At 62.5% G+C, this 18,572-nt stretch carries 18 protein-coding genes; 10 read left to right on the top strand and 8 right to left on the bottom strand.

Annotated features, from left to right (window positions below; all coding sequences use genetic code 11):
* Positions 1 to 10 precede the first annotated feature (10 nt).
* The 5 genes from PSN43_RS12485 to PSN43_RS12465 all read left to right on the top strand — a co-directional run bounded on the left by PSN43_RS12485 (position 11) and on the right by PSN43_RS12465 (position 4,367).
* Positions 11 to 1,294, top strand: coding sequence for an MFS transporter (locus PSN43_RS12485; RefSeq protein WP_272701061.1), 1,284 nt, complete (start codon positions 11 to 13; stop codon positions 1,292 to 1,294).
* Between the two features lie 3 nt (positions 1,295 to 1,297).
* On the top strand, positions 1,298 to 1,855 hold the full coding sequence (amrA, locus tag PSN43_RS12480; protein WP_272701060.1) for an AmmeMemoRadiSam system protein A: 558 nt from the start codon (positions 1,298 to 1,300) through the stop codon (positions 1,853 to 1,855).
* 203 nt (positions 1,856 to 2,058) lie between these two features.
* Positions 2,059 to 2,682 (top strand): flagellar brake protein, encoded by a 624-nt coding sequence (locus PSN43_RS12475; RefSeq protein WP_272701059.1) that lies wholly within the window; start codon positions 2,059 to 2,061, stop codon positions 2,680 to 2,682.
* Between the two features lie 16 nt (positions 2,683 to 2,698).
* Positions 2,699 to 3,901, top strand: a complete 1,203-nt coding sequence (locus PSN43_RS12470; RefSeq protein WP_272701058.1) for an HD-GYP domain-containing protein — start codon at positions 2,699 to 2,701, stop codon at positions 3,899 to 3,901.
* 22 nt (positions 3,902 to 3,923) lie between these two features.
* Positions 3,924 to 4,367: a hypothetical protein gene (locus PSN43_RS12465; protein WP_272701057.1), complete on the top strand. Its 444-nt coding sequence runs from the start codon at positions 3,924 to 3,926 to the stop codon at positions 4,365 to 4,367.
* A 4-nt stretch (positions 4,368 to 4,371) separates the two neighbouring features.
* On the opposite strand, the gene PSN43_RS12460 is transcribed toward PSN43_RS12465, so the two are convergent.
* Together PSN43_RS12460 and PSN43_RS12455 are read right to left on the bottom strand one after the other, a co-directional pair.
* On the bottom strand, positions 4,372 to 4,644 hold the full coding sequence (locus tag PSN43_RS12460; RefSeq protein ID WP_272701056.1) for a cysteine-rich small domain-containing protein: 273 nt from the start codon (positions 4,642 to 4,644) through the stop codon (positions 4,372 to 4,374).
* 1 nt (position 4,645) lies between these two features.
* A complete protein-coding gene (locus tag PSN43_RS12455) occupies positions 4,646 to 4,945 on the bottom strand; it encodes a DUF4389 domain-containing protein (RefSeq protein ID WP_272701055.1) in 300 nt (99 codons plus the stop codon).
* Positions 4,946 to 5,163: 218 nt separating this feature from the next.
* On the opposite strand from PSN43_RS12455, the gene PSN43_RS12450 reads away from it, so the two are divergent.
* Both PSN43_RS12450 and PSN43_RS12445 read left to right on the top strand, forming a co-directional pair.
* Positions 5,164 to 7,278 (top strand): methyl-accepting chemotaxis protein, encoded by a 2,115-nt coding sequence (locus tag PSN43_RS12450; protein WP_272701054.1) that lies wholly within the window; start codon positions 5,164 to 5,166, stop codon positions 7,276 to 7,278.
* Between the two features lie 201 nt (positions 7,279 to 7,479).
* The gene (locus PSN43_RS12445) at positions 7,480 to 8,514 is read left to right on the top strand and encodes a hypothetical protein (protein WP_272701053.1); all 1,035 of its coding nucleotides are present in this window, start codon (positions 7,480 to 7,482) and stop codon (positions 8,512 to 8,514) included.
* Between the two features lie 10 nt (positions 8,515 to 8,524).
* Here PSN43_RS12445 and PSN43_RS12440 read toward each other — a convergent pair whose 3' ends face one another.
* From PSN43_RS12440 to purN, 4 genes are all read right to left on the bottom strand, one after another.
* The gene (locus PSN43_RS12440) at positions 8,525 to 8,920 is read right to left on the bottom strand and encodes a secondary thiamine-phosphate synthase enzyme YjbQ (RefSeq protein WP_272701052.1); all 396 of its coding nucleotides are present in this window, start codon (positions 8,918 to 8,920) and stop codon (positions 8,525 to 8,527) included.
* 17 nt (positions 8,921 to 8,937) lie between these two features.
* Positions 8,938 to 9,699 (bottom strand): precorrin-4 C(11)-methyltransferase, encoded by a 762-nt coding sequence (gene cobM, locus PSN43_RS12435; RefSeq protein WP_272701051.1) that lies wholly within the window; start codon positions 9,697 to 9,699, stop codon positions 8,938 to 8,940.
* The gene (locus PSN43_RS12430; RefSeq protein WP_272701050.1) at positions 9,699 to 10,235 is read right to left on the bottom strand and encodes a 3'-5' exonuclease; all 537 of its coding nucleotides are present in this window, start codon (positions 10,233 to 10,235) and stop codon (positions 9,699 to 9,701) included. The genes cobM and PSN43_RS12430 overlap by 1 nt, the downstream gene beginning before the upstream one ends.
* Positions 10,236 to 10,544: 309 nt before the next feature.
* Complete coding sequence (gene purN / locus PSN43_RS12425) at positions 10,545 to 11,249, bottom strand: phosphoribosylglycinamide formyltransferase (RefSeq protein WP_272701049.1); 705 nt, start codon at positions 11,247 to 11,249, stop codon at positions 10,545 to 10,547.
* A gap of 169 nt (positions 11,250 to 11,418) precedes the next feature.
* On the opposite strand from purN, the gene PSN43_RS12420 reads away from it, so the two are divergent.
* Positions 11,419 to 12,210: a substrate-binding periplasmic protein gene (locus PSN43_RS12420; RefSeq protein ID WP_272701048.1), complete on the top strand. Its 792-nt coding sequence runs from the start codon at positions 11,419 to 11,421 to the stop codon at positions 12,208 to 12,210.
* Between the two features lie 127 nt (positions 12,211 to 12,337).
* Positions 12,338 to 12,667 carry a YegP family protein gene (locus PSN43_RS12415; protein ID WP_272701047.1) on the top strand — a complete coding sequence of 110 codons (330 nt, stop codon included), beginning with the start codon at positions 12,338 to 12,340 and terminating at the stop codon, positions 12,665 to 12,667.
* Positions 12,668 to 12,750: 83 nt separating this feature from the next.
* Here PSN43_RS12415 and cobA read toward each other — a convergent pair whose 3' ends face one another.
* Positions 12,751 to 14,265 (bottom strand): uroporphyrinogen-III C-methyltransferase, encoded by a 1,515-nt coding sequence (gene cobA / locus PSN43_RS12410; RefSeq protein WP_272701046.1) that lies wholly within the window; start codon positions 14,263 to 14,265, stop codon positions 12,751 to 12,753.
* 142 nt (positions 14,266 to 14,407) lie between these two features.
* Positions 14,408 to 17,074, bottom strand: coding sequence for a valine--tRNA ligase (locus PSN43_RS12405; protein WP_272701045.1), 2,667 nt, complete (start codon positions 17,072 to 17,074; stop codon positions 14,408 to 14,410).
* Positions 17,075 to 17,201: 127 nt separating this feature from the next.
* On the opposite strand from PSN43_RS12405, the gene PSN43_RS12400 reads away from it, so the two are divergent.
* Positions 17,202 to 18,464, top strand: a complete 1,263-nt coding sequence (locus PSN43_RS12400) for a BPL-N domain-containing protein (RefSeq protein WP_272701044.1) — start codon at positions 17,202 to 17,204, stop codon at positions 18,462 to 18,464.
* Positions 18,465 to 18,572 lie beyond the last annotated feature (108 nt).

Here is an 18,572-nt window from a genome sequence, read left to right as displayed (position 1 = left end):
CCCTGCGCTCATGTCCGAATCCAATCGCCGACGCATGTCCACGTCCCGCTCGCTCTTTTCCTGGGCCTTGTACGACTGGGCCAATTCCGGTTTTGCCGCATTGGTGCAAACCTTCGTTTTCGCCGCCTACTTCGCAAGGGCCGTGGCCGACAACGAAACTCTGGGCACGGCCTTGTGGGGAAACATGATGGGGACGGCCGGACTGGTCATCGGCCTTGGCGGGCCGGTGCTCGGCGCCCTGGCCGACCGCGCCGGGCGGCGCAAGCCATGGCTGGCCGCCTTTACCGCCCTGTGCATCGCGGCCACGGGGCTGCTGTGGTTCATCCGGCCCGACCCGTCCCATGTCTGGGCCGCTCTCGCCCTGGCCGGGCTCGGCACCATCGGCAGCGAGTACGCCATGATCTTCTACAACGCCATGCTCCCGGACCTGGCCCCGCGCCGGCGCATGGGCCGCTGGTCGGGCTGGGGATGGGGACTGGGTTACGCGGGCGGCCTGGTCCTGCTCCTGATCGCCCTCTACGGCCTGGTCAAAACGCCCGGCTGGTTCGGCATTCCATCCACGGACGCGCTCAACGTGCGGGCGGTCATGCCCCTGACCGCCCTGTGGTATCTGCTCTTTTGCCTGCCTCTCTTCCTGTTCACCCCGGACACGCCCTCCGCGAACATCCCGCCGAAACGCGCCGTGCGCGAAGCGGTCTCCCAGTTGCGAAATTCCCTGAGGGACCTGCGCAAACACCGTTCGATCGCCCTGTTCCTGCTCGCCCGCATGTTCTACAACGACGGCCTGACCACCATGTTCGCATTCGGGGGCATTTACGCCGCTGCGGCCTTCGGCATGACCCCCGACGAGGTCATCGTCTTCGGTATCGGGCTGAACGTCACCGCCGGACTGGGAGCGGCCGCCTTCGCCTGGCTGGACGACCGCCTCGGCCCGCGCAGTACCATAATCCTCTCCCTGATCGGCCTTGTCGTGCCGGGCACGGCCATCCTGCTGGTCCAAAGCAAAGCCCTGTTCTGGATTTTCGGACTGGCTATCGGTATATTCGTGGGTCCGGTACAGGCTTCAAGCCGCTCCTGGCTGGCCCACGCGGCCCCGGCCGGGAAGCGCACCGAAATGTTCGGGCTCATGGCCCTGTCGGGCAAGCTGACCTCGTTTCTGGGGCCATTTCTGGTGGGCTGGCTGACGCTGGCCACAGGCAGCCAACGGCTGGGCATGTCCGCCGTGGTCGCCCTGTTCGGCATAGGCCTAGCGGTCATGCTGTTCGTCCCCGCCCCAACCTGCAAGGAGGAGTGACTCATGTCGGATTTCCGCTTCGAACTAACCGATGGGGAAAAACAATACCTCAAGAATCTCGTGATCCAGGCCATCTCTTCCGGCCTGGGAATCGGCGACGGGCCGCATACGCCGCCGGAACCGCCCACCGAAAAGTTGCGCGGGCATCTCGGGGCCTTCGTCACGCTCAAGCTCCACGGCAGCCTCCGGGGCTGCATCGGCAACGTCTACGGCGCGGGCGAACTGTACCGCACGGTCTGGGACATGGCCCTGTCGGCGGCCTTCCGCGACCCGCGCTTCCCGCCCCTCACCGAGGGCGAATTTCATGCGATGGAATATGAAATCTCGATCCTCGGCCCGATCGAACCGTGCCCGGACCCGGCCCTGGTGGAAGTAGGACGCCACGGCCTGATAATGCGCCGCGGCGGACGGTCCGGGCTGCTCCTGCCCCAGGTCCCGGTGGAATGGGACTGGGACCGGGAAACGTTCCTGTCCCAGACCTGCGCCAAGGCGGGCCTCCCCCGCGACGCCTGGCAGGAGGCCGACACGGAAATTTATTGGTTCGAAGCCGAAGTGTTCTAATTCCAACCTTTAGAAAGAGGAAAATCTCCTATCGACAGTGGTACTTATTATCGTGTATAGATTTCTTCCATGAACAGGCGGTCCGGCATATCTCCAGACCGCACAATTTGCCGTGCGCAAGGTATTTGATGTCGGAAAAGGCTGAAAAAGAAACAGACAACCAGACCGCCCCTGTCGAAAACAAGGTCGTCAAAATACCGGGTGTGCAACTGAGCGTATCCCCCGGCAAGGACGTGATAATTCGCGTCCCTGGAGCGGACCGTTCCTACCGGGGCCGCATCGTGGGTTACGATCCCTACGAATATCTCATCGCGTCGGTCCGCCTGCCGGGCCGCATCCGCAGAGAGCTGGCCATGGGCGGCCAGATCATCGTCAAATATATTCATCAGGGCACGGTCTACGGGTTCAAGAGCCTGGTGCACAACGCCATCACCTCGCCGACCTCGCTCATCTTCTTCGATTACCCCTCGGTGATGGAGAAAGTCGAGCTGCGCCGGGACACGCGGACAAAGTGCAACATCGACGGGATGCTTCAGGCCGAGGACGCGGAATATGAATGCATGATCGTCAACATCAGCGCCACCGGCTGCAAGGCCTCGGTCCGCGCCGGATCGCGGGAACCCATCGCCCGTGTCGAAGTGGGCGACGCCCTGGTGGCCATCGTCAACCTCGGAACCGAAGGCACGCTCAAGCTGCCCATCGTGGTCCGAAACATTCAGCGCGAGCAGGGTATTCACACCCTGGGCGCGATGTTCCTCGACCTCAACAAGACGGAAGAGGAAAAAATAGGGAACTACCTGGAAAGAATGCGCAGATTGACCCGCTAACCAACGGACTCGCGACATGATCAAGAAAATCCCCATCGAAGACCTGAAGCCAGGCATGGAAGTGGTCCGGGTGGCCAAGGAACTTTGGTACCACCTGCCCTACCTGTATGCCGACCCCGGCATCATCGAATCCGAAGAGGAAGTGGCCCGTCTCCAGGACCTGGGCTACAGGGAGGTCTTCGTCGCCGTCGACGAGGAAGGGGATGAGTCCGACGAGGCGCGCCTGAACCAGTTCGCCGCCGCGCGGGAGGATGCCCCGAAGCGGCCCGAGCGCATTCCGTTCCAGCAGGCCATCTCTTCCGCCATGGTCACGTACGAGGACGCCATGGCCCACGCCATGCGGATAGTCCACGACGCCAAGCTCGGGCGCAAGATGGATTATGCCGCGTCCCTGGAGACCGCCGGGGCCATCGTGGAATCGGCCGTGTCCAACCCCGACACCCTGGTCTGTCTGGCCAAGCTGTCCGAATTCGACGACTACACATACACCCACTGCATCAACGTGGCCGCCATCAGCGTGGTCTTCGGCGAGTACATCGGCATGTCGCGGGAGGAACTGGTCCTGCTCGGCGTGGCCGGAATGATGCACGACCTGGGCAAAACCACCGTCCCTGCCAGAATCATCAACAAGCCCGGTCCCCTGACCTCGGCTGAGCGGGACGAGGTGCGGCGCCACCCGGAGTACGGCCGCGATCTTCTCAGGCGCAACAGCGACATCCACGCAAAGGTCCTGCGGGCCGTACTGCACCATCACGAACGGCACAACGGCTCGGGCTACCCCGACGGGCTGGCCCGCAAGGACATACCGGCCTTCGCCCGCATTCTCTGCCTGGCCGACGTATACGACGCCCTGACTTCCGACAGGTGCTACAAGAACGCGATCCTGCCCAACAAGGCGCTGGGCATCATGTACGGTATGCGCGACCAGGACTTCGACCCCACCGAGGTCCAACTGTTCATCAAATGTCTGGGCATCTTCCCGGCTGGCAGCTTCGTGCGCCTGAACACCGGGGAGTACGCCCTGGTCTTCGAGAGCAACTCGCGCGAACCGCTCAACCCGAAAATCCGGATCATCATGGACGCGGACATGAAGCCCATTCGCACACGCGACGTGGACCTGACCCAACAGTTCGATCGGGGCAAGGCCATCGAGATACTGGAGTGCGCCGACCCTTCGTCCTACCGCAGGACCCTGATGAATTACCTGGCCCCGAACTGATCCGCCCCGCCGGAGGGATTCGATGCTGGACATGGACATTTGGCTTGGCGTGATCGTGCTGACGATCCTGCTGTACGGGATCAAATGGTGGCACGGCAGCCGAAGGAGGGTGAAGGTCTATCGGATCTCGCCCGAATCCCTGAAACGTTCCAGGGAAGTGCTGGTCGGCGTCCTCCCCCTGGTGGAGGACGGAGAGAACTTCCCCCTGGACAGGCAGCAGCTCGCCTACCCGAAGGAAGACATCAAAAGCGCGGCCAAGATCATGGCCTACTACTTTTGGAAAAAGCGCCGTCACGACGAGCTGGCCCGGATCAGGAACTGCTTCGTGTCCCTGTCGCGGTTCCAGGACGGCGCCCTGGACCTTGAAGCGCAGGAACGGCAGGCCTCACGCGAACGCGGCAGGCTGGAGCGCGAGTTCAACCACTACATGACCCACTCGCCCTTCAACGCCAAACGCCGCATCTGACCCGTCACTTCCTTTCGGAACCCGCCTTGCGAATCTCGACGAAGCGTTCCTTGAGCCGGGCCAGGATATGGTCGTACCCCTCCGGCGTGTGGGGAATCATACAATTGGTGCAGTCTTTGACGCCCGAATCAAGGATGGCGTAGTTGCCTCCGCACTCCTCGAAAAAATAGAGCGGGCAGTAGCAGAACATGCAGTTGAAACGCTCCGGCCGCCTGGTCTTGTGGCAGGGGAAATACTCGCAGTCCGTATTGCTGAAAAAACGATGGCTGTTCTTCATGTCAGCGGAACTGTACCTGCTTGGCGGGCGGCTCGCAATCCCCGTCCTCGGGGAATGGGGCAAAGGGGAAAGGCCGCCGGTTGTCGTTCAGGGTGGCGTAACGCATGATCCTGTAGCCGTACTGGGACAGGTTGTTGCACATCCGCCTGAGCGGTTCGCTCCGTTTCCGGGAAACGAGCAGGTAGCCGAACTGGAACAGGGTGGCCACTTGAATTATCAACTTCAGGACCTCAAAAAAAATCAGACAGACCAGCGTGACAAGGAAGCGCCTAAGAATTTCGGTCCGGCTCACAGTGGTCATTCTTGTTTCCGCAGACATGTAACACCTTCCGGGTTGACGTTCACTCTGAACGAGTCTACCCCAACCGAGCCGTTTCGCGCAACCGCCATCCCCTAAGCAGGACTGGACATCTTCGGCGTCATCGCGCAGACTTCGGTTTTCGTTCATATGATCAACCATCTATCGCGTTACGTGCCCCCTATCGGACACACGTAGCCAAAAAGGTGATAATAGTAACTATGAGATTCAATAATCTATCTGTCAAATTTCGGCTCGCCATCGGTTTTTCCCTCCTTTCGATCATCTTCATCGGTTTCGCCCTGTTTCAGAGCCACGCCATGAACAGCCTGTCCGAACTCCAAGACGCCGAGGTCGAAGCCACCCGGGAGATGACCGCCCTGCTGGAAATGGAAATCCGTCTTGAATCCATCAACGCGGATTTCGCCCGTACACTGCTCCGGCCTGATGCCGAGGCGTTCAAGAAGAAAGTTGCGGGACTGCGCGACGAGACTACGCAGGACCTGGAGATAGCCCGGTCCGTGGCTGACAGGCTCAGCATGGAGAGCCGGGTGGAACGGCTGGACAAATCCTACCAAGACCTCCTGGGAATCCTGGAAAAGGACCTCCCCGAGATGCTCAACGGCGGGTATGCCGACCAATCGGGCCTCTACGCCCTGAGCGGCCGCATGGACGAACACTTTCGGATGGCCAAGGAACAGATTGACGCCCTCCAGGCTCAACTCGACACATCCATTGAACAGGAACACGACGCGTTCGTCCTGAGCCGGGATGAGCTTTCCACGACAACGCTCATCATCACCGTAACGGTGGTGGCAGCCGCCATCATTCTCTCCATATTCATGGCCGCGGGCATCGCGCGTCCCGTCAACAAGGCCCTGGCTTTCGCCCGCGAGATAGCCAAAGGCAACTTCGACGCCACGCTCGACGTGCGGCAGAAGGACGAGATCGGACGGCTGTGCGCTCTGCTGGTGAACATCACCGAAACGCTCAATATCATGTCCACACGGTTCAAGGAGACGGCAACCGCCATAGAAGTGGGCAAATTGCGGACCAAGGCCCCGGCCGACGGGCTTGAGGGCGAGTTCGCCGGGATTCTCGGCCACAGCAACGAAATCGCCGAAGCCCTTGTCCGGTATCTCGACTCCATCCCGCTGCCGGTCATGACCATCGACACCAAGATGAACGTCCTCTTCCTGAACGAAACAGGCCGGACCCTGGGCGGATTCAAGGACCACAACGCCTACAGCGCCGTGAATTGCCACGACATCTTCAGGACCTCGGACTGCCACACCGAGAAATGCGCCTGCACCACCTGTATGCGCACCAACAAGATGGAAAGCTCCGAAACCGATGCCCATCCGCGGAACATGGACCTGGACATCAAATACACGGGCAAGCCCATCCACGACGCCGACGGCAAGATTGTCGGCGCGGTGGAGATCGTCGTGGACCAAACCGAAATCATGACCCTGCAACGCAAAAACGCCCTTCTCGCCCAACGCGCTGCGGATATATCCCACACGCTGGCCGATTCCTCCGCCGACCTCAGCGCGCAAGTTGAGCAGGCCACCCAGGGTTCCCGCATCCAAAACGAACGGACAACCGAAACGGCCACGGCCATGGAAGAGATGAACGCCACGGTGCTGGAGGTGGCGCGCAACGCGAGCCGGGCGGCAGAAAACACCAGCCAGACCCGGGCCAAGGCCGGTGAAGGCGCGGAAGTCGTCAACCAGGTGGTCAACGCCATCCGGAAGGTCCAGGAACACGCCGACCAGCTCAAGACGGACATGACCGGCCTGGGCGAGCAGGCCGACTCCATCGGAAACATCATCGAGGTCATCTCCGACATCGCGGACCAGACCAACCTGCTTGCGCTCAACGCGGCCATTGAAGCGGCCCGCGCAGGCGAGGCGGGCCGGGGGTTCGCCGTGGTCGCCGACGAGGTGCGCAAGCTGGCCGAAAAGACCATGACCGCCACCACCGAAGTGAACAACGCCATCAGGGCTATCCAGGAATCCAGCCGGGCGAACATCGCCTCCACGGACACGGCCGCCGAAGCCGTGGCCCAGAGCACCCGCCTGGCCGACCAGGCCCTGGCCATGCTCGACGAAATCGTGGCCTACTCCGACGACTCCTCCGGGCAGGTCCAGTCCATTGCCGCCGCCTCGGAGGAACAGTCCGCGTCGGCCGAGGAAATCGCCCGGGCGACCGAGGACATCAACCGCGTATCCGACGAAACCAGCCAGTCCATGACCCGCGCAGCAGGTTCTGTGGGCGAGCTTCAGCATATGGTCACCGAGCTGGACGAACTCATTCAGCAGATGGTCGCCTAACCGCCAAAACCTATTCAAAAACACCAAGGGGGCAGGGAACGGCGACGCCGTTCCCTGCCCCCTTTCCATCGACGCAAGCCCCCGGACGGCATCAAGGCCCGACCTTCTTTCGCGCAGGCGCGGCCGGTTCGGGCTTCGCTCCATCAACCCATTTAATTTATATTGACTTCTTGAAACGCAAGCCTGAAATATCTTCGTATCATGCATACGACGAACACCTCACCGTCTCAGCGTCTCATTCCGTTTTTTCTGCTCCTACCGCTGTTCCTTTGGCTGTCCCCTGCCCGCGCCCAGGCCGGGGACGCAACCGCTTCCAGCGCCGACACCGGCTTGTACGCGAAAGCCGGAATATCCTTATACCTCATTGATTTGCCTGAATATCTTCCGCTCTGGAACCGCATCGACCAGGACAAAGGCGATCGCTTGTCCACATTCGACGAGACTGTGACCGCGCCCATGACGCAAATAGCCCTCGGGTGGGGAAAAAGCGGCGGTCAGTTCGTTGAAGTCCGAGGCGGATTCGCGGAGTCGAATCCGGTCAAGGAGGGGGCGTATTCCCCCTATGGCGACTACACGAAGGTCGGTTATTTCCCTGTTTCAGGAAATAATTCCGGATTTGGCGGGGCCGGAACGGCGGGGACGGCCTATACGCGAACCGAACTCCAATTCCGTCAGTTGGTCGGGGAGCTGATTGCGGGAACGCAGTGCGCCGCATGGGGGCCCGGCCTCGAACTGTTTGCCGGATACTGGGGAATGAAGCTCGATCAGGAATACTCTGTGGACTACCATTCCAGCACCGGGGACCGGATGACCCTTTCCGACGATGCTGAAGCCACCTACAACGGTGTGCTGTTCGGAATCAGGCTGATTAGGCAGGCCGGACCGGTGAAGCTGTCCCTGGAAACAACTCAAGGCGTCGGAGCCGTGTCCGCGAGCTACGATTCAAGGATGAATTCCAATGCGCAGGGAGGGAAAAGCTCCATTTCGCAGACCGAAAACGACTTTGCCTACCGGGGCACCCTGGACGGAACCATTTCAGCCAATGTCTGGAACAAACTGGACATCGGCCTGAAGGGCGGCCTGCAATACCTTTCGTACGTGCCCCAGATCCTGGGCAGCGGGCAGGGATACAGGTCCATCAAGGAACCATCCTACGGCCCGGCCGGACCGGCCCACATCAGGGGCAAATCCTCCCTGGCGGGCAGTCTGGGCCTGGACCTGACCTATTCCTTCTGACCGGCGGCCGTCAGCTCGCCAGCCACTTGACCCAGAGCTTGCGGGTCCTCGGGCCGTCGAATTCGCAAAAATAGATTTTCTGCCAAGTTCCGAGCATGAGATTGCCGCCCTCGACAATGACCATCTGGTCGCAGCCGAACAGGGACGACTTGATGTGCGCGTCCGAGTTGCCTTCGGCGTGGCGGTAATCGCCGCCATGGGGCACGAGCTTGCGCATGTTCACGACGATGTCGCGGACAACGTCAGGGTCCGCGCCCTCGTTGACCGTCACCGCTCCGGTGGTGTGTGGACAGTAGAGGAGCAACGCGCCGTCGGACCATCCGTTTTCCATGACGACCCTGCGCACGGCTCCGGTGATGTCGACCAATTCCTCACGGTCGCGGGTGCGAATTTCCAGAATCTCCATGGCGTCCTCCCGGCGCGTCAGGCGCGGTACATGTGCTTGAAATCCTTGTCGTAGAGCAGCGACTTGGCCTTGCCCGCGTCCTCGTGGCCCTGTCCGGGCAGGACCAGGAACACGGTCTGGCGGGTGAAGCCGTTCAGCCGGGCGGCTTCGGCAAGCCCGCCCAGTTCGATCTCGACCAGTTTCTCGTCCGGCCAGCCCACGCGGTAGGCCATGACCACCAGGGTGGATTCCGCCATGCCGCCCGCCAGCAACTCGGACTGCACGCCCTCGGGATCGCCCGCCGAAAGATAGATGCACATGGCCGAGCCGTGGGCAGCGAGCTTGCGCAGTTTCTCGCCCTCGGGCACCGGAGTGCGCCCTTCCAGCCGGGTAAAGATGAGCGTCTGCGTCACTTCGGGCACGGTATACGACCGTCCGGCCGCCGCTGCCGCCGCGAACCCGGCCGTCACGCCCGGCACCACCTCATGGGTAATTCCGGCCTCGTCGAGCAGGGCCATCTGCTCGCGAATGGCCCCGTAGAGCGACGGATCGCCGGTATGAACACGGGCCACCTTGCCGCCCGAAGCCACGGTCTCCGCCATGAGCGCGTGGGTTTCCTCCAGGCTCATGGGCGCGGAATCGGCCACCCGGGCGTTCGGCCCGGCCCCGGCCACCACTTCGGCAGGCACCAGGGAACCGGCGTAGAGCACCAGATCGGCCTCGGCGATGAGCCGACGCCCCTTGACGGTCAACAACTCCGGATCGCCCGGCCCGGCTCCGATGAAATACACGTCAGCCATCACAGCACCTTGCACAGGTAGTCGGGGTTCTGGCGCAGCCCGTTCACCGCGATGAGCGCGCACGCCTCCGCATCCGAAGCCGCATTGTGGTGATTCAGCTCGATGCCGAGAAACTCGCACACGCTCGGGAGCTTGTTGGAGGCCAGCTCCCAGGTCTTGCGGGCCAACTGCACCGTACACAGGAAAGGCTGCTCCGGCGCGGTCCGGCCCGCCTCACGGCAGCAGGTTTGCAGCACCGACTTGTCGAAAGCAGCGTTGTGCGCCACGATAAAGTCCGCGCCCTCGAAAAACGGCTCCAGCTTCGGCCAGAGGTCGCCGAAACTCGGCTCGTCGCACACGTCCGACCAGTGTATCCCGTGCACGCGCACGCAAAACGGATTGAACTGGGCCCTGGGCGGCCGGATCAGGCGATAGTCCCGGGCCACGATCTCGCCCCGGTCCACCACCACGATGCCCAGCGCGCACGCCGAATCCCGCTTCGGGTCCGCCGTCTCGAAATCAATGGCCACAAACCGCACGTCGTCTAATGTCGGCATTTTTTTGTTGCCTCCGGCGGCCGGGGGAAGGGGAGAGGGGCCCCCATTGAAAGGCTTCCCCTCTCCCCTTCCCCCGAACCCCCATCCCCTCTCCTCTCCTAAACTTTTTGGGTGCCTACGGCGGGAAGAGTCACAGGGATGGGTAATATTTTTTATAAGTTGCTACAAATACCGCTCCGGCCATTCCCTTACGTTGCCGAATGCCTTCCGCGAAGCGGCGCCAAAACGTTTGGGAGATTCTCAAGAACCTTTTTCAAAAGGTTCTTGAGCGGGGTCCGGGGCAGCGCCCCGGCCGCTGGAGGCATTCCCCTAAAAGCCCTCTTCCAGCGGCGGCCAGACCAGGGCCTGACTTTCCGCATCGGCCGCGCCGACGGACAGGGCGGCCGGCTTCCGGTTGCCGGGCTTAAGGTGCACGACCCGGCCGCGCGTTTCCAGGCGGCCTTCGGCCAGCCATTGCAGGGCCTGGGGGAAAACGCGGTGCTCCAGCTTGATGATACGGGCCCCGAGTTCGTCGCCGCCTTCACCCGGCTGGCAGGGGACGGCGGCCTGGGCAATGACCGGGCCGTGGTCCATCTGCTCGTCCACGAAATGCACGGTGCAGCCGGATATCTTGACCCCGTATTCGGCGGCGTCGTCCTGGCCGTGCACGCCGGGAAAACTCGGCAGCAGGGCGGGATGGATGTTGATGACGCGCCCCCGAAACGGTTCGAGAAAGACAGGGGTGACGATGCGCATGAACCCGGCCATGACCACCGCGCCGGTCTCGTCCACGCCCGATTCCCGGATGACCCTGACCATTTCCTCGTCGAAAGCCTCGCGCGAATCGAAATCCGTATGCAGCAGTACCCGGGTCGGGATGTTGTGGTTGCGCGCCCGGGTCAGGCCGTAGGCGTCCTCACGATTGGACACCACCACTTTAATCTCGGCGTCGAGCGCCCCCGCTTCGATGCGGTCGATGATGGATTGCAGATTGGACCCGCCCCCGGACACGAGGACGGCAATGGGCATTGCCATGGATGCTCCCTTGGATGGTTGAAAACGGCGGGGTCGGCCCCGCCCCAGAACTTGGCCCAAAGCGCGCGCTTTTTCAAGAACGGATTTCCCGCCTGGAGGCTGCATTGATTTTTCGGGCCGCAATCCTTATATTCCGCCCGATTTGCCCCGACACCACAAATAAAGTCACATGAAACGCCTGTTCACCCCCCTGATTTTCTTCCTGCTGCTTTGTCCCGGCCGCGCCGCCGGTGAGGACCTGCTCGTCATCACCGAGTCCAACCCGCCATTCACTTTGAACGAAACCTGCGGCCCCGCCGGGATCGCCACGGACCTGTTTCTGCTCATGGCCAAACGGAGCGGGCTCGACGTGAAGCGCCCCGACATCCGGTTCTGGCCCTGGGCGCGCGGCTACCAGGAGATACGAGAAAAGCCCAACGTCATTCTCTTCGCCACAGCCCGGACCGGCGAACGGGAGGCCCAATTCCGCTGGATCGGCCCCATCGCCACCCTGCGCAGCGGATTGATCGCCCTGAAATCAAGACGCCTCGCCATCAAGGACCCGGTCAGCGCGGCCTGGCGATACAGATACGGCACCATACGATCCAGCGCCTCGGAGCAGGATCTTATCAACCGAGGCGTGCCGCCCGCCTGGTTGGAGCGCGTGCACGACCGCGCCCTGAACATCCGCAAGCTCGTCAACGGGCATATCGACGTCCTGGTGGGCAACGAGGCCAACACCCTTTACACCATCCGCCGACTGGGCCTTGACCCGAACGACTTCGAGATGGTCTGCCCGCTCATGACCACCGACCTGTATTATGCCGCCAGCCCGGACCTGGACCCGTCCATGGTGCAGAAGCTGCAAACCGCCCTGGACTCCCTCAAGGCCGACGGCACCGCCGCCCGTATCACCGCGCAATATCGCCAAGAGCGGGCCGGGCGTCCGTTCCGGGAGGAAATGCTGCAAGCGCAACAATAATCGCCGTTGAGCGGTAGCGCGAAATCCAAGAGTGTGATACGGATTATCATTACCGAATTCACGCAGGCGTTTCCCCGGCAAATTGGCGCGCCGCACGACGCCTCCGGCACACCCAAGGAGATTCCCCATGGCAGGAAAATACGAAAGGAAACAGTCTAAGGACGGCCAATGGATGTTCAACCTCAAGGCCGGTAACGGCGAGATCATCCTGACCAGCGAACTCTACACCACCAAGGCCGCGTGCGACAACGGCATCGCCAGTGTACAGAAGAACAGCCCCCTGGATGAGCGTTACGAGCGCAAGGAAGCCAAGAACGGCAAACCCTATTTCGTGCTCAAGGCCGCCAATCACCAGGTCATCGGCAAGAGCGAGATGTATTCGTCCGCCGCGTCCATGGAAAACGGGATCAACTCCGTGAAGACCAACGGCCCGACCACCAACATCGTGGACGCTTAGTTTTTTCCGACCCAGAATTGAAAGAGGACCGGCGCGCAGGTATTGCGCGCCGGTCCTCTTTGTTTGTCGAATGGAATCCGGGCCTATTCGGCGGCAGCGTCCTTGAGCAGCGCGTCAACCAGGCCGGGGATGGTGTAGTCGCCGGGCTCGATGGCCGGGATCAGGCCGAATCCCCTGACGGTATCGGAGGTGATCGGGCCGATGGAGGCGATCTTCACCCCCGGGCACGCCTTGAAGGCATCCGCCGGGACAAGCTCGAAGAAGTTTTCCACCGTGCTCGACGAGGTGAAGGTCACGTAGCGGATTTCGCCGGAGGTCAACGCCTCCAGAATCTCGTCGCCGCTCGCCTGGCCCAGGCGGGTCTCGTAGACCGGCAGGACCGTGACGTTGCAGCCGGCGGCCTTCAGTTCGCGGGGCAGGACCTCGCGGGCCACCTTGGCGCGCGGGATGAGCACGTCGGAGCCCTGGATGCCGCGTTCAAGCAGCCCCTTGACCACGTGTTCGGCCACGTACTTCTCAGGAATGAAATCCGGCTCGATGCCGCGAGCCCGCAGCTCGTCGGCCGTTGCCGGGCCGATGGCGGCGATCTGCATTCCGCCGAAGATGCGCGCGTCCAGACCGATGGCCCGGAGCTGCTTCCAAAAATATTTCACGCCGTTGACCGAGGTGAACACCACCCACTGGTATCGGGCCAGTTGCAGGATGGCGGTCTCGACCTCGGCGTAGTCGTCCAGCGGCTCCACAGAGATGGTCGGGAACTCCCGGACGCACGCCCCGTGGCCGCGCAGGATGTCGACCAGTCCCGACGCCTGCTCGCGGGCGCGGGTGACGATGACGCCCTGCCCGAGCAGGGGCTTCTTCTCGAACCAGCCCAGCTTGTCGTGCAGGCTGCACACGCCGCCCACGATGATGATGGACGGAGCCTTCCACTGCCGGGCTTCGGCCTCTTGCGCCACCTTGTCCAGGGTGGACACGAACGAGGTCTGGTTGCAGCGGGTGCCCCAACGGACCAGCGCCACGGGAGTGTCGGCGGCACGGCCGTTGTCCATGAGATTCTTGGCGATCATGGGCAGGTTGCCCACGCCCATGTAAAAAACCAGGGTGGAGGTGGACTGTCCGTACACGGCCCAGTCATGCCCGGATTCGGACTTGGTCGGGTCCTCGTGGCCGGTGATGAAGCAGACGCTGGTGGTAAAGTCGCGGTGCGTCACCGGGATGCCCGCGTAGGCCGGAGCGGCCACGCCCGCGGTGATGCCCGGCACCACCTCGAAATCGATGCCCGCCTCGACAAGCTCCTCGCCCTCTTCGCCGCCGCGCCCGAAGACGTACGGGTCGCCGCCCTTCAAGCGGCAGATCCGTTTCCCGGACCGGGCCTTGTCCACGATCAGGTCGTTGATCTTGTCCTGCGGCAAGGTGTGATTGCCGCCCTTCTTGCCCACATACAAGATTTCACAACCAGGCTTGCACCACTTCAAGAATTCGGCGTTGGCCAGATAGTCGTAGATCATGACGTCGCAGGTCTCGATGATCTCCTTGGCCCGAAGGGTGAGCATCCCCGGATCGCCCGGTCCCGCTCCAACAAGAAACACGTTTGCCATAGCTTTGCCTCCGGCGGCTTGAGGGACCTCTTGAAAAAGGTCCCTCAAGAATCCTCCAAAACTTATTATCGCGGCGCAGCCCCTTCGTGCGGAATCCGCATTCCCGGGCGCGCCGTTTCGGGCCTGTTCGTCGCCCTGGACGCTAACTCATCACGCTTTCAAGGCGTGCCTTGAGCTGGGTGAGCTTGGTCTTTTCCTCTTCCATTTCGGCGAGCTTTTTCTTCTCGCCCTCGACAACCTCGGCCGGGGCGTTGTTGACGAAACCGGGATTCTTGAGCTTGCCCGCCACGCCCTTCATGGTCTTTTCGAGCTTGCCCAGGTTCTTGTCCAGGCGGGCCAGTTCGGACTCGAAATCCACCACGCCTTCCAGCGGGACGGACAATTCGTTACCCTGAACCACGGCCGCGCCCGAAGCCTTGGGAGCCTTGACGTCGGGACCGATGGTCACGTTTTCGATGCGGGCCAGAGAGCGGATCAAATCGAGGTTGGCCTCAAGCACGGCCATGTCGCCGTCGCTGACGGTCTTGATGAGCAGGTCGAGTTTCTTGGCCGGTTCGATCAAAAGTTCGGTGCGGATGTTCCGGGTGCCGGACACCACGCCCATGAACAGCTCCATCTCGGCCTCGGCCCTGTCGTCCAGGCAGCCGGGCCGCTTTTCCGGGAACGGCAGGGTGGCGATGTCCTCGGAGCGGTCGTCTCCGGCCGGACGGGGCAGCACGGACCAGATTTCCTGGGTGATGAACGGGGTCACGGGATGGAGCAGAACCATGGTCTCGGACAGCACGGTCCACAGCACACGCTGCGTGTCCGCCTTGGCCTTCTCGTCCTCGCCGTACAGGGCGGGCTTGATCATCTCCAGGTACCAGTCGCAGAACTCGGACCAGATGAATTTGTAAAGGGTCTGGGCGATCTCGTTGAACCGATATTCCAGGGTGGCGGCCGCAATGGACTCCTTGACCTCTTCAAGGCGATGGAGAATCCAGCGGTTGGCCAGGCCCTCGGCCTCGGTCACGTCCGCGTCCGGGATTTCGTCGGGCAGGTTCATCATGGCGAACCTGGTGGCGTTCCAGACCTTGTTCATGAAGTGCTTGTAGCCCTCGATGCGCTGTTCGGACAGCTTGATGTCCCGGCCCATGGCCGCGAAGCTGGTCAGGGTGAAGCGCAGGGCGTCCGCTCCGTATTTCTCGATCATGTCCAGGGGGTCGATGACGTTGCCCGTGGACTTGGACATCTTCTTGCCCTGCTCATCGCGGACCAGGGCGTGGATGTAGACATGATGGAACGGAACTTCCTTCATGAACTGAAGGCCCATCATCATCATGCGGGCGACCCAGAAGAAAAGGATGTCGAAACCGGTGACCAGACAGGAGGTCGGGTAATACTTGGCGAGCTCCTTGGTGTCGTCGGGCCAGCCCATGGTCGAGAACGGCCAGAGCGCCGAGGAGAACCAGGTGTCGAGCACGTCCTCTTCCTGGATGAGGCGGGAGGAGCCGCACTTGGTGCAGACGGTCGGGTCTTCCTTGGCCACGATCAGCTCGCCGCAATCCTCGCAGGTCCAGGCCGGGATGCGGTGGCCCCACCAAATCTGGCGGGAGATGCACCAGTCGCGGATTTCATCCAGCCACTGGTAGTAGGTTTTGGTCCAGTGCTCCGGGAAAATCTGGGTCTGCGCGGGAACGGCGGCGCGGGCCTTTTCGGCCAGGGGCTTCATGGAAACGAACCACTGGGTGGAGACATGCGGCTCGATGGTGGACTTGCAGCGGTAGCAGACGCCGACCGAGTGGTCGTGGTCCACGATCTCGCCGAGCAGCCCCTCGGCGTCCAGGTCTTCGAGCACGGCCTTGCGCGCGTCGGCCACGGACATGCCCCGGTATTTCTCGGGGGCGTTCTCGTTGATGAAGCCCTGCTCGTCCAGAATGGAAATGACTTCCAGCCCGTGCCTGCGGCCGATCTCCCAGTCGTTCATGTCGTGCGCCGGGGTGACTTTCAGGCAGCCGGTGCCGAACTCGACGTCGACATAGGAGTCGCCGATGATAGGCAGTTCGCGGCCCACCAGGGGCAGGATGGCGGTCTTGCCGATGAACTTGTTGAACCGCTCGTCGTCCGGGTTCACGGCGATGGCCGAGTCGGCCAGCATGGTCTCGGGACGGGTGGTGGCGATCACGAGATGGCCGGAGCCGTCGGCCAGGGGATACCTGACGTGATGGAGCTTGCCGGGCTTTGCCTCGTGCTCGACTTCGTCATCGGCCAGGGCGGTGTGGCAGCGGTTGCACCAGTTGATGATGTAGTCGCCCTTGTAGATCAACCCCTGTTCGAACAGGGCGACGAAAACCTCGCGCACGGCCTTGGCGCGCTGATCGTCGAAAGTGAAGCATTCGCGGGTCCAGTCGACGCTCGCGCCCATGCGGCGGATCTGGCTCAGGATGTGGTCGCCCTTCTCCTTCTTCCACTCCCAGACGCGCTCGATGAACTTCTCGCGGCCCAGGTCGTCCCGGGTCAACCCCTCTTCCTTGAGCCTGCGCTCGACCACGTTCTGGGTGGCGATGCCCGCATGGTCCGTGCCGGGCACCCACAGGACGTTCTTGCCCTGCTGCCGGTTGAAGCGGCAGAGGATGTCCTGGAGCGTCAGGTTCAGGGCGTGGCCCATATGCAGAACGCCGGTGACGTTGGGCGGAGGAATGACGATGGAGTAGGACTCTCCCGGACCGTCCGGGTCCGGGGTAAAGGTCTTGTTCTCTTCCCAGTGGGTCTCCCACTTGTCTTCCACATCCCACGGTTCGTAGGCTTTGGCTAACTCTTTCCGGGCCATGAAATTCCTTCCTTTATGCCTGCTGCCGGTGCCGGGCGACCGACGGCCTGAGATCTCGTATGGTTACGCTTGCGCAAGTGGTTGCGCCTTTGGTAGCGTCGGGCTACCCTTGTCAAGAGAGCCGCATATGTCAAGCATACATATATATTGGGACGAATCGCACTTCTGGGGCCTGCTGGCCGCCAGAGCACTCTCCGCGTGGCGCATCCCCCACCGGCTGGTGCGCGGCTCTGAAATAGCCGATGGCGCGCTCTCTGGCAAGCTCGGCGAGGTCCCGGCCGCGCTCCTCGTGCCCGGCGGACGCGCCAAGGGCAAGGCCGACCGGCTCGGCGTGCGTGGCATGGACGCCATCTGCGAATACGTGAACTCCGGCGGAGCCTACCTCGGCTTCTGCGGCGGGGCGGGGCTGGCCCTGACCGGCCCATACGGCCTGGGACTCTCTCCCTGGACGCGCAAGGGGTACCGCAACCGGCTCCATCACTTTCTCTCGGGCCACGTGGAAGCCCGCCTGGACAGCTCGAGCGACCTCGTGCCCGACGGCATGGACGAGGCCCTGCTGCCGGTCTGGTGGCCGGGACGGTTCGATCCCGCCGACCCGTCGGTCCGGGTCCTGGCCCGCTACGGCAAGCCCGGGCCGGATTTCTGGGTGGCGGATATCAACCTGTCCACCCTGCCCAAGGGGACCATGGCGGATTGGGAAAATCTCTACGGCGTGAATCTGAGCCCGGATTTCATGGAAGGAGCCCCGGTGGTGGCGGCCAACCGATTCGGCGCGGGACGAGTCGTCCTGAGCTACGCCCACCTGGAGACCCCCGCCTCAAACCAGGCCAACCGTTGGTTTTCGCACCTCCTCGGCCGCGTACTCGACGAACCCGAGACGGCTGCGGCTGAACGCAGGCCGGTCCCGGCCTGGGACGTGGCCGCCCGCCCCATCGTATGGGAGGACGCCACGCTCATCCGCGCCCGCCGGATTATGGAAGAAATCATCCGAACCGGCTCCGAACACTTCCTGCTCTTCTGGCGCAACCCGTGGCTGCTCGGCTGGCGGCGCGGCATCCCGGGCGCGGGCGTCAACACGCTGTATTCGCTCATCTGCGAAGCCCTGGCCTGCGAACCGTCGGACGAGGCCCTGGCCTTCTGGGACGGGATGCGCGACCGCTTCCGGGTGCTCATGGACCTGCTCGGCAATGGGCTGACCGGCTATCTGCTGGCCGAACGGCTGTCCATGACCGTATTCCACTCCGACTCGGGCGCGGTCTCCAAGGAAGGACTCAGGGAACAACGCCGCGCCCTGTTCGGGCTGCCCCCTGAGCCGGGCGGCATCTATGCGGACCTGGCCGGAATGCTGGAAGAGCTCTACTGGCGGCTGTACCCTTCCTCGACTCCGTAACTATTCTCGAATCAGCCGCTTTTCCAATGGATTGCCAGCTCCGATGTCCCGTGCTAAATTAACTCCCGAGAATGCGCCCCTCCATCCGGGACGGTCCGGCCGGGGCAA

Origin of the sequence: Desulfovibrio sp. Fe33, from assembly GCF_028532725.1 — a bacterium.
Lineage (GTDB): Bacteria > Desulfobacterota > Desulfovibrionia > Desulfovibrionales > Desulfovibrionaceae > Pseudodesulfovibrio.
Note: the sequence above shows the minus strand (reverse complement) of the source record. Positions and strands in the feature narration are given on the sequence as shown.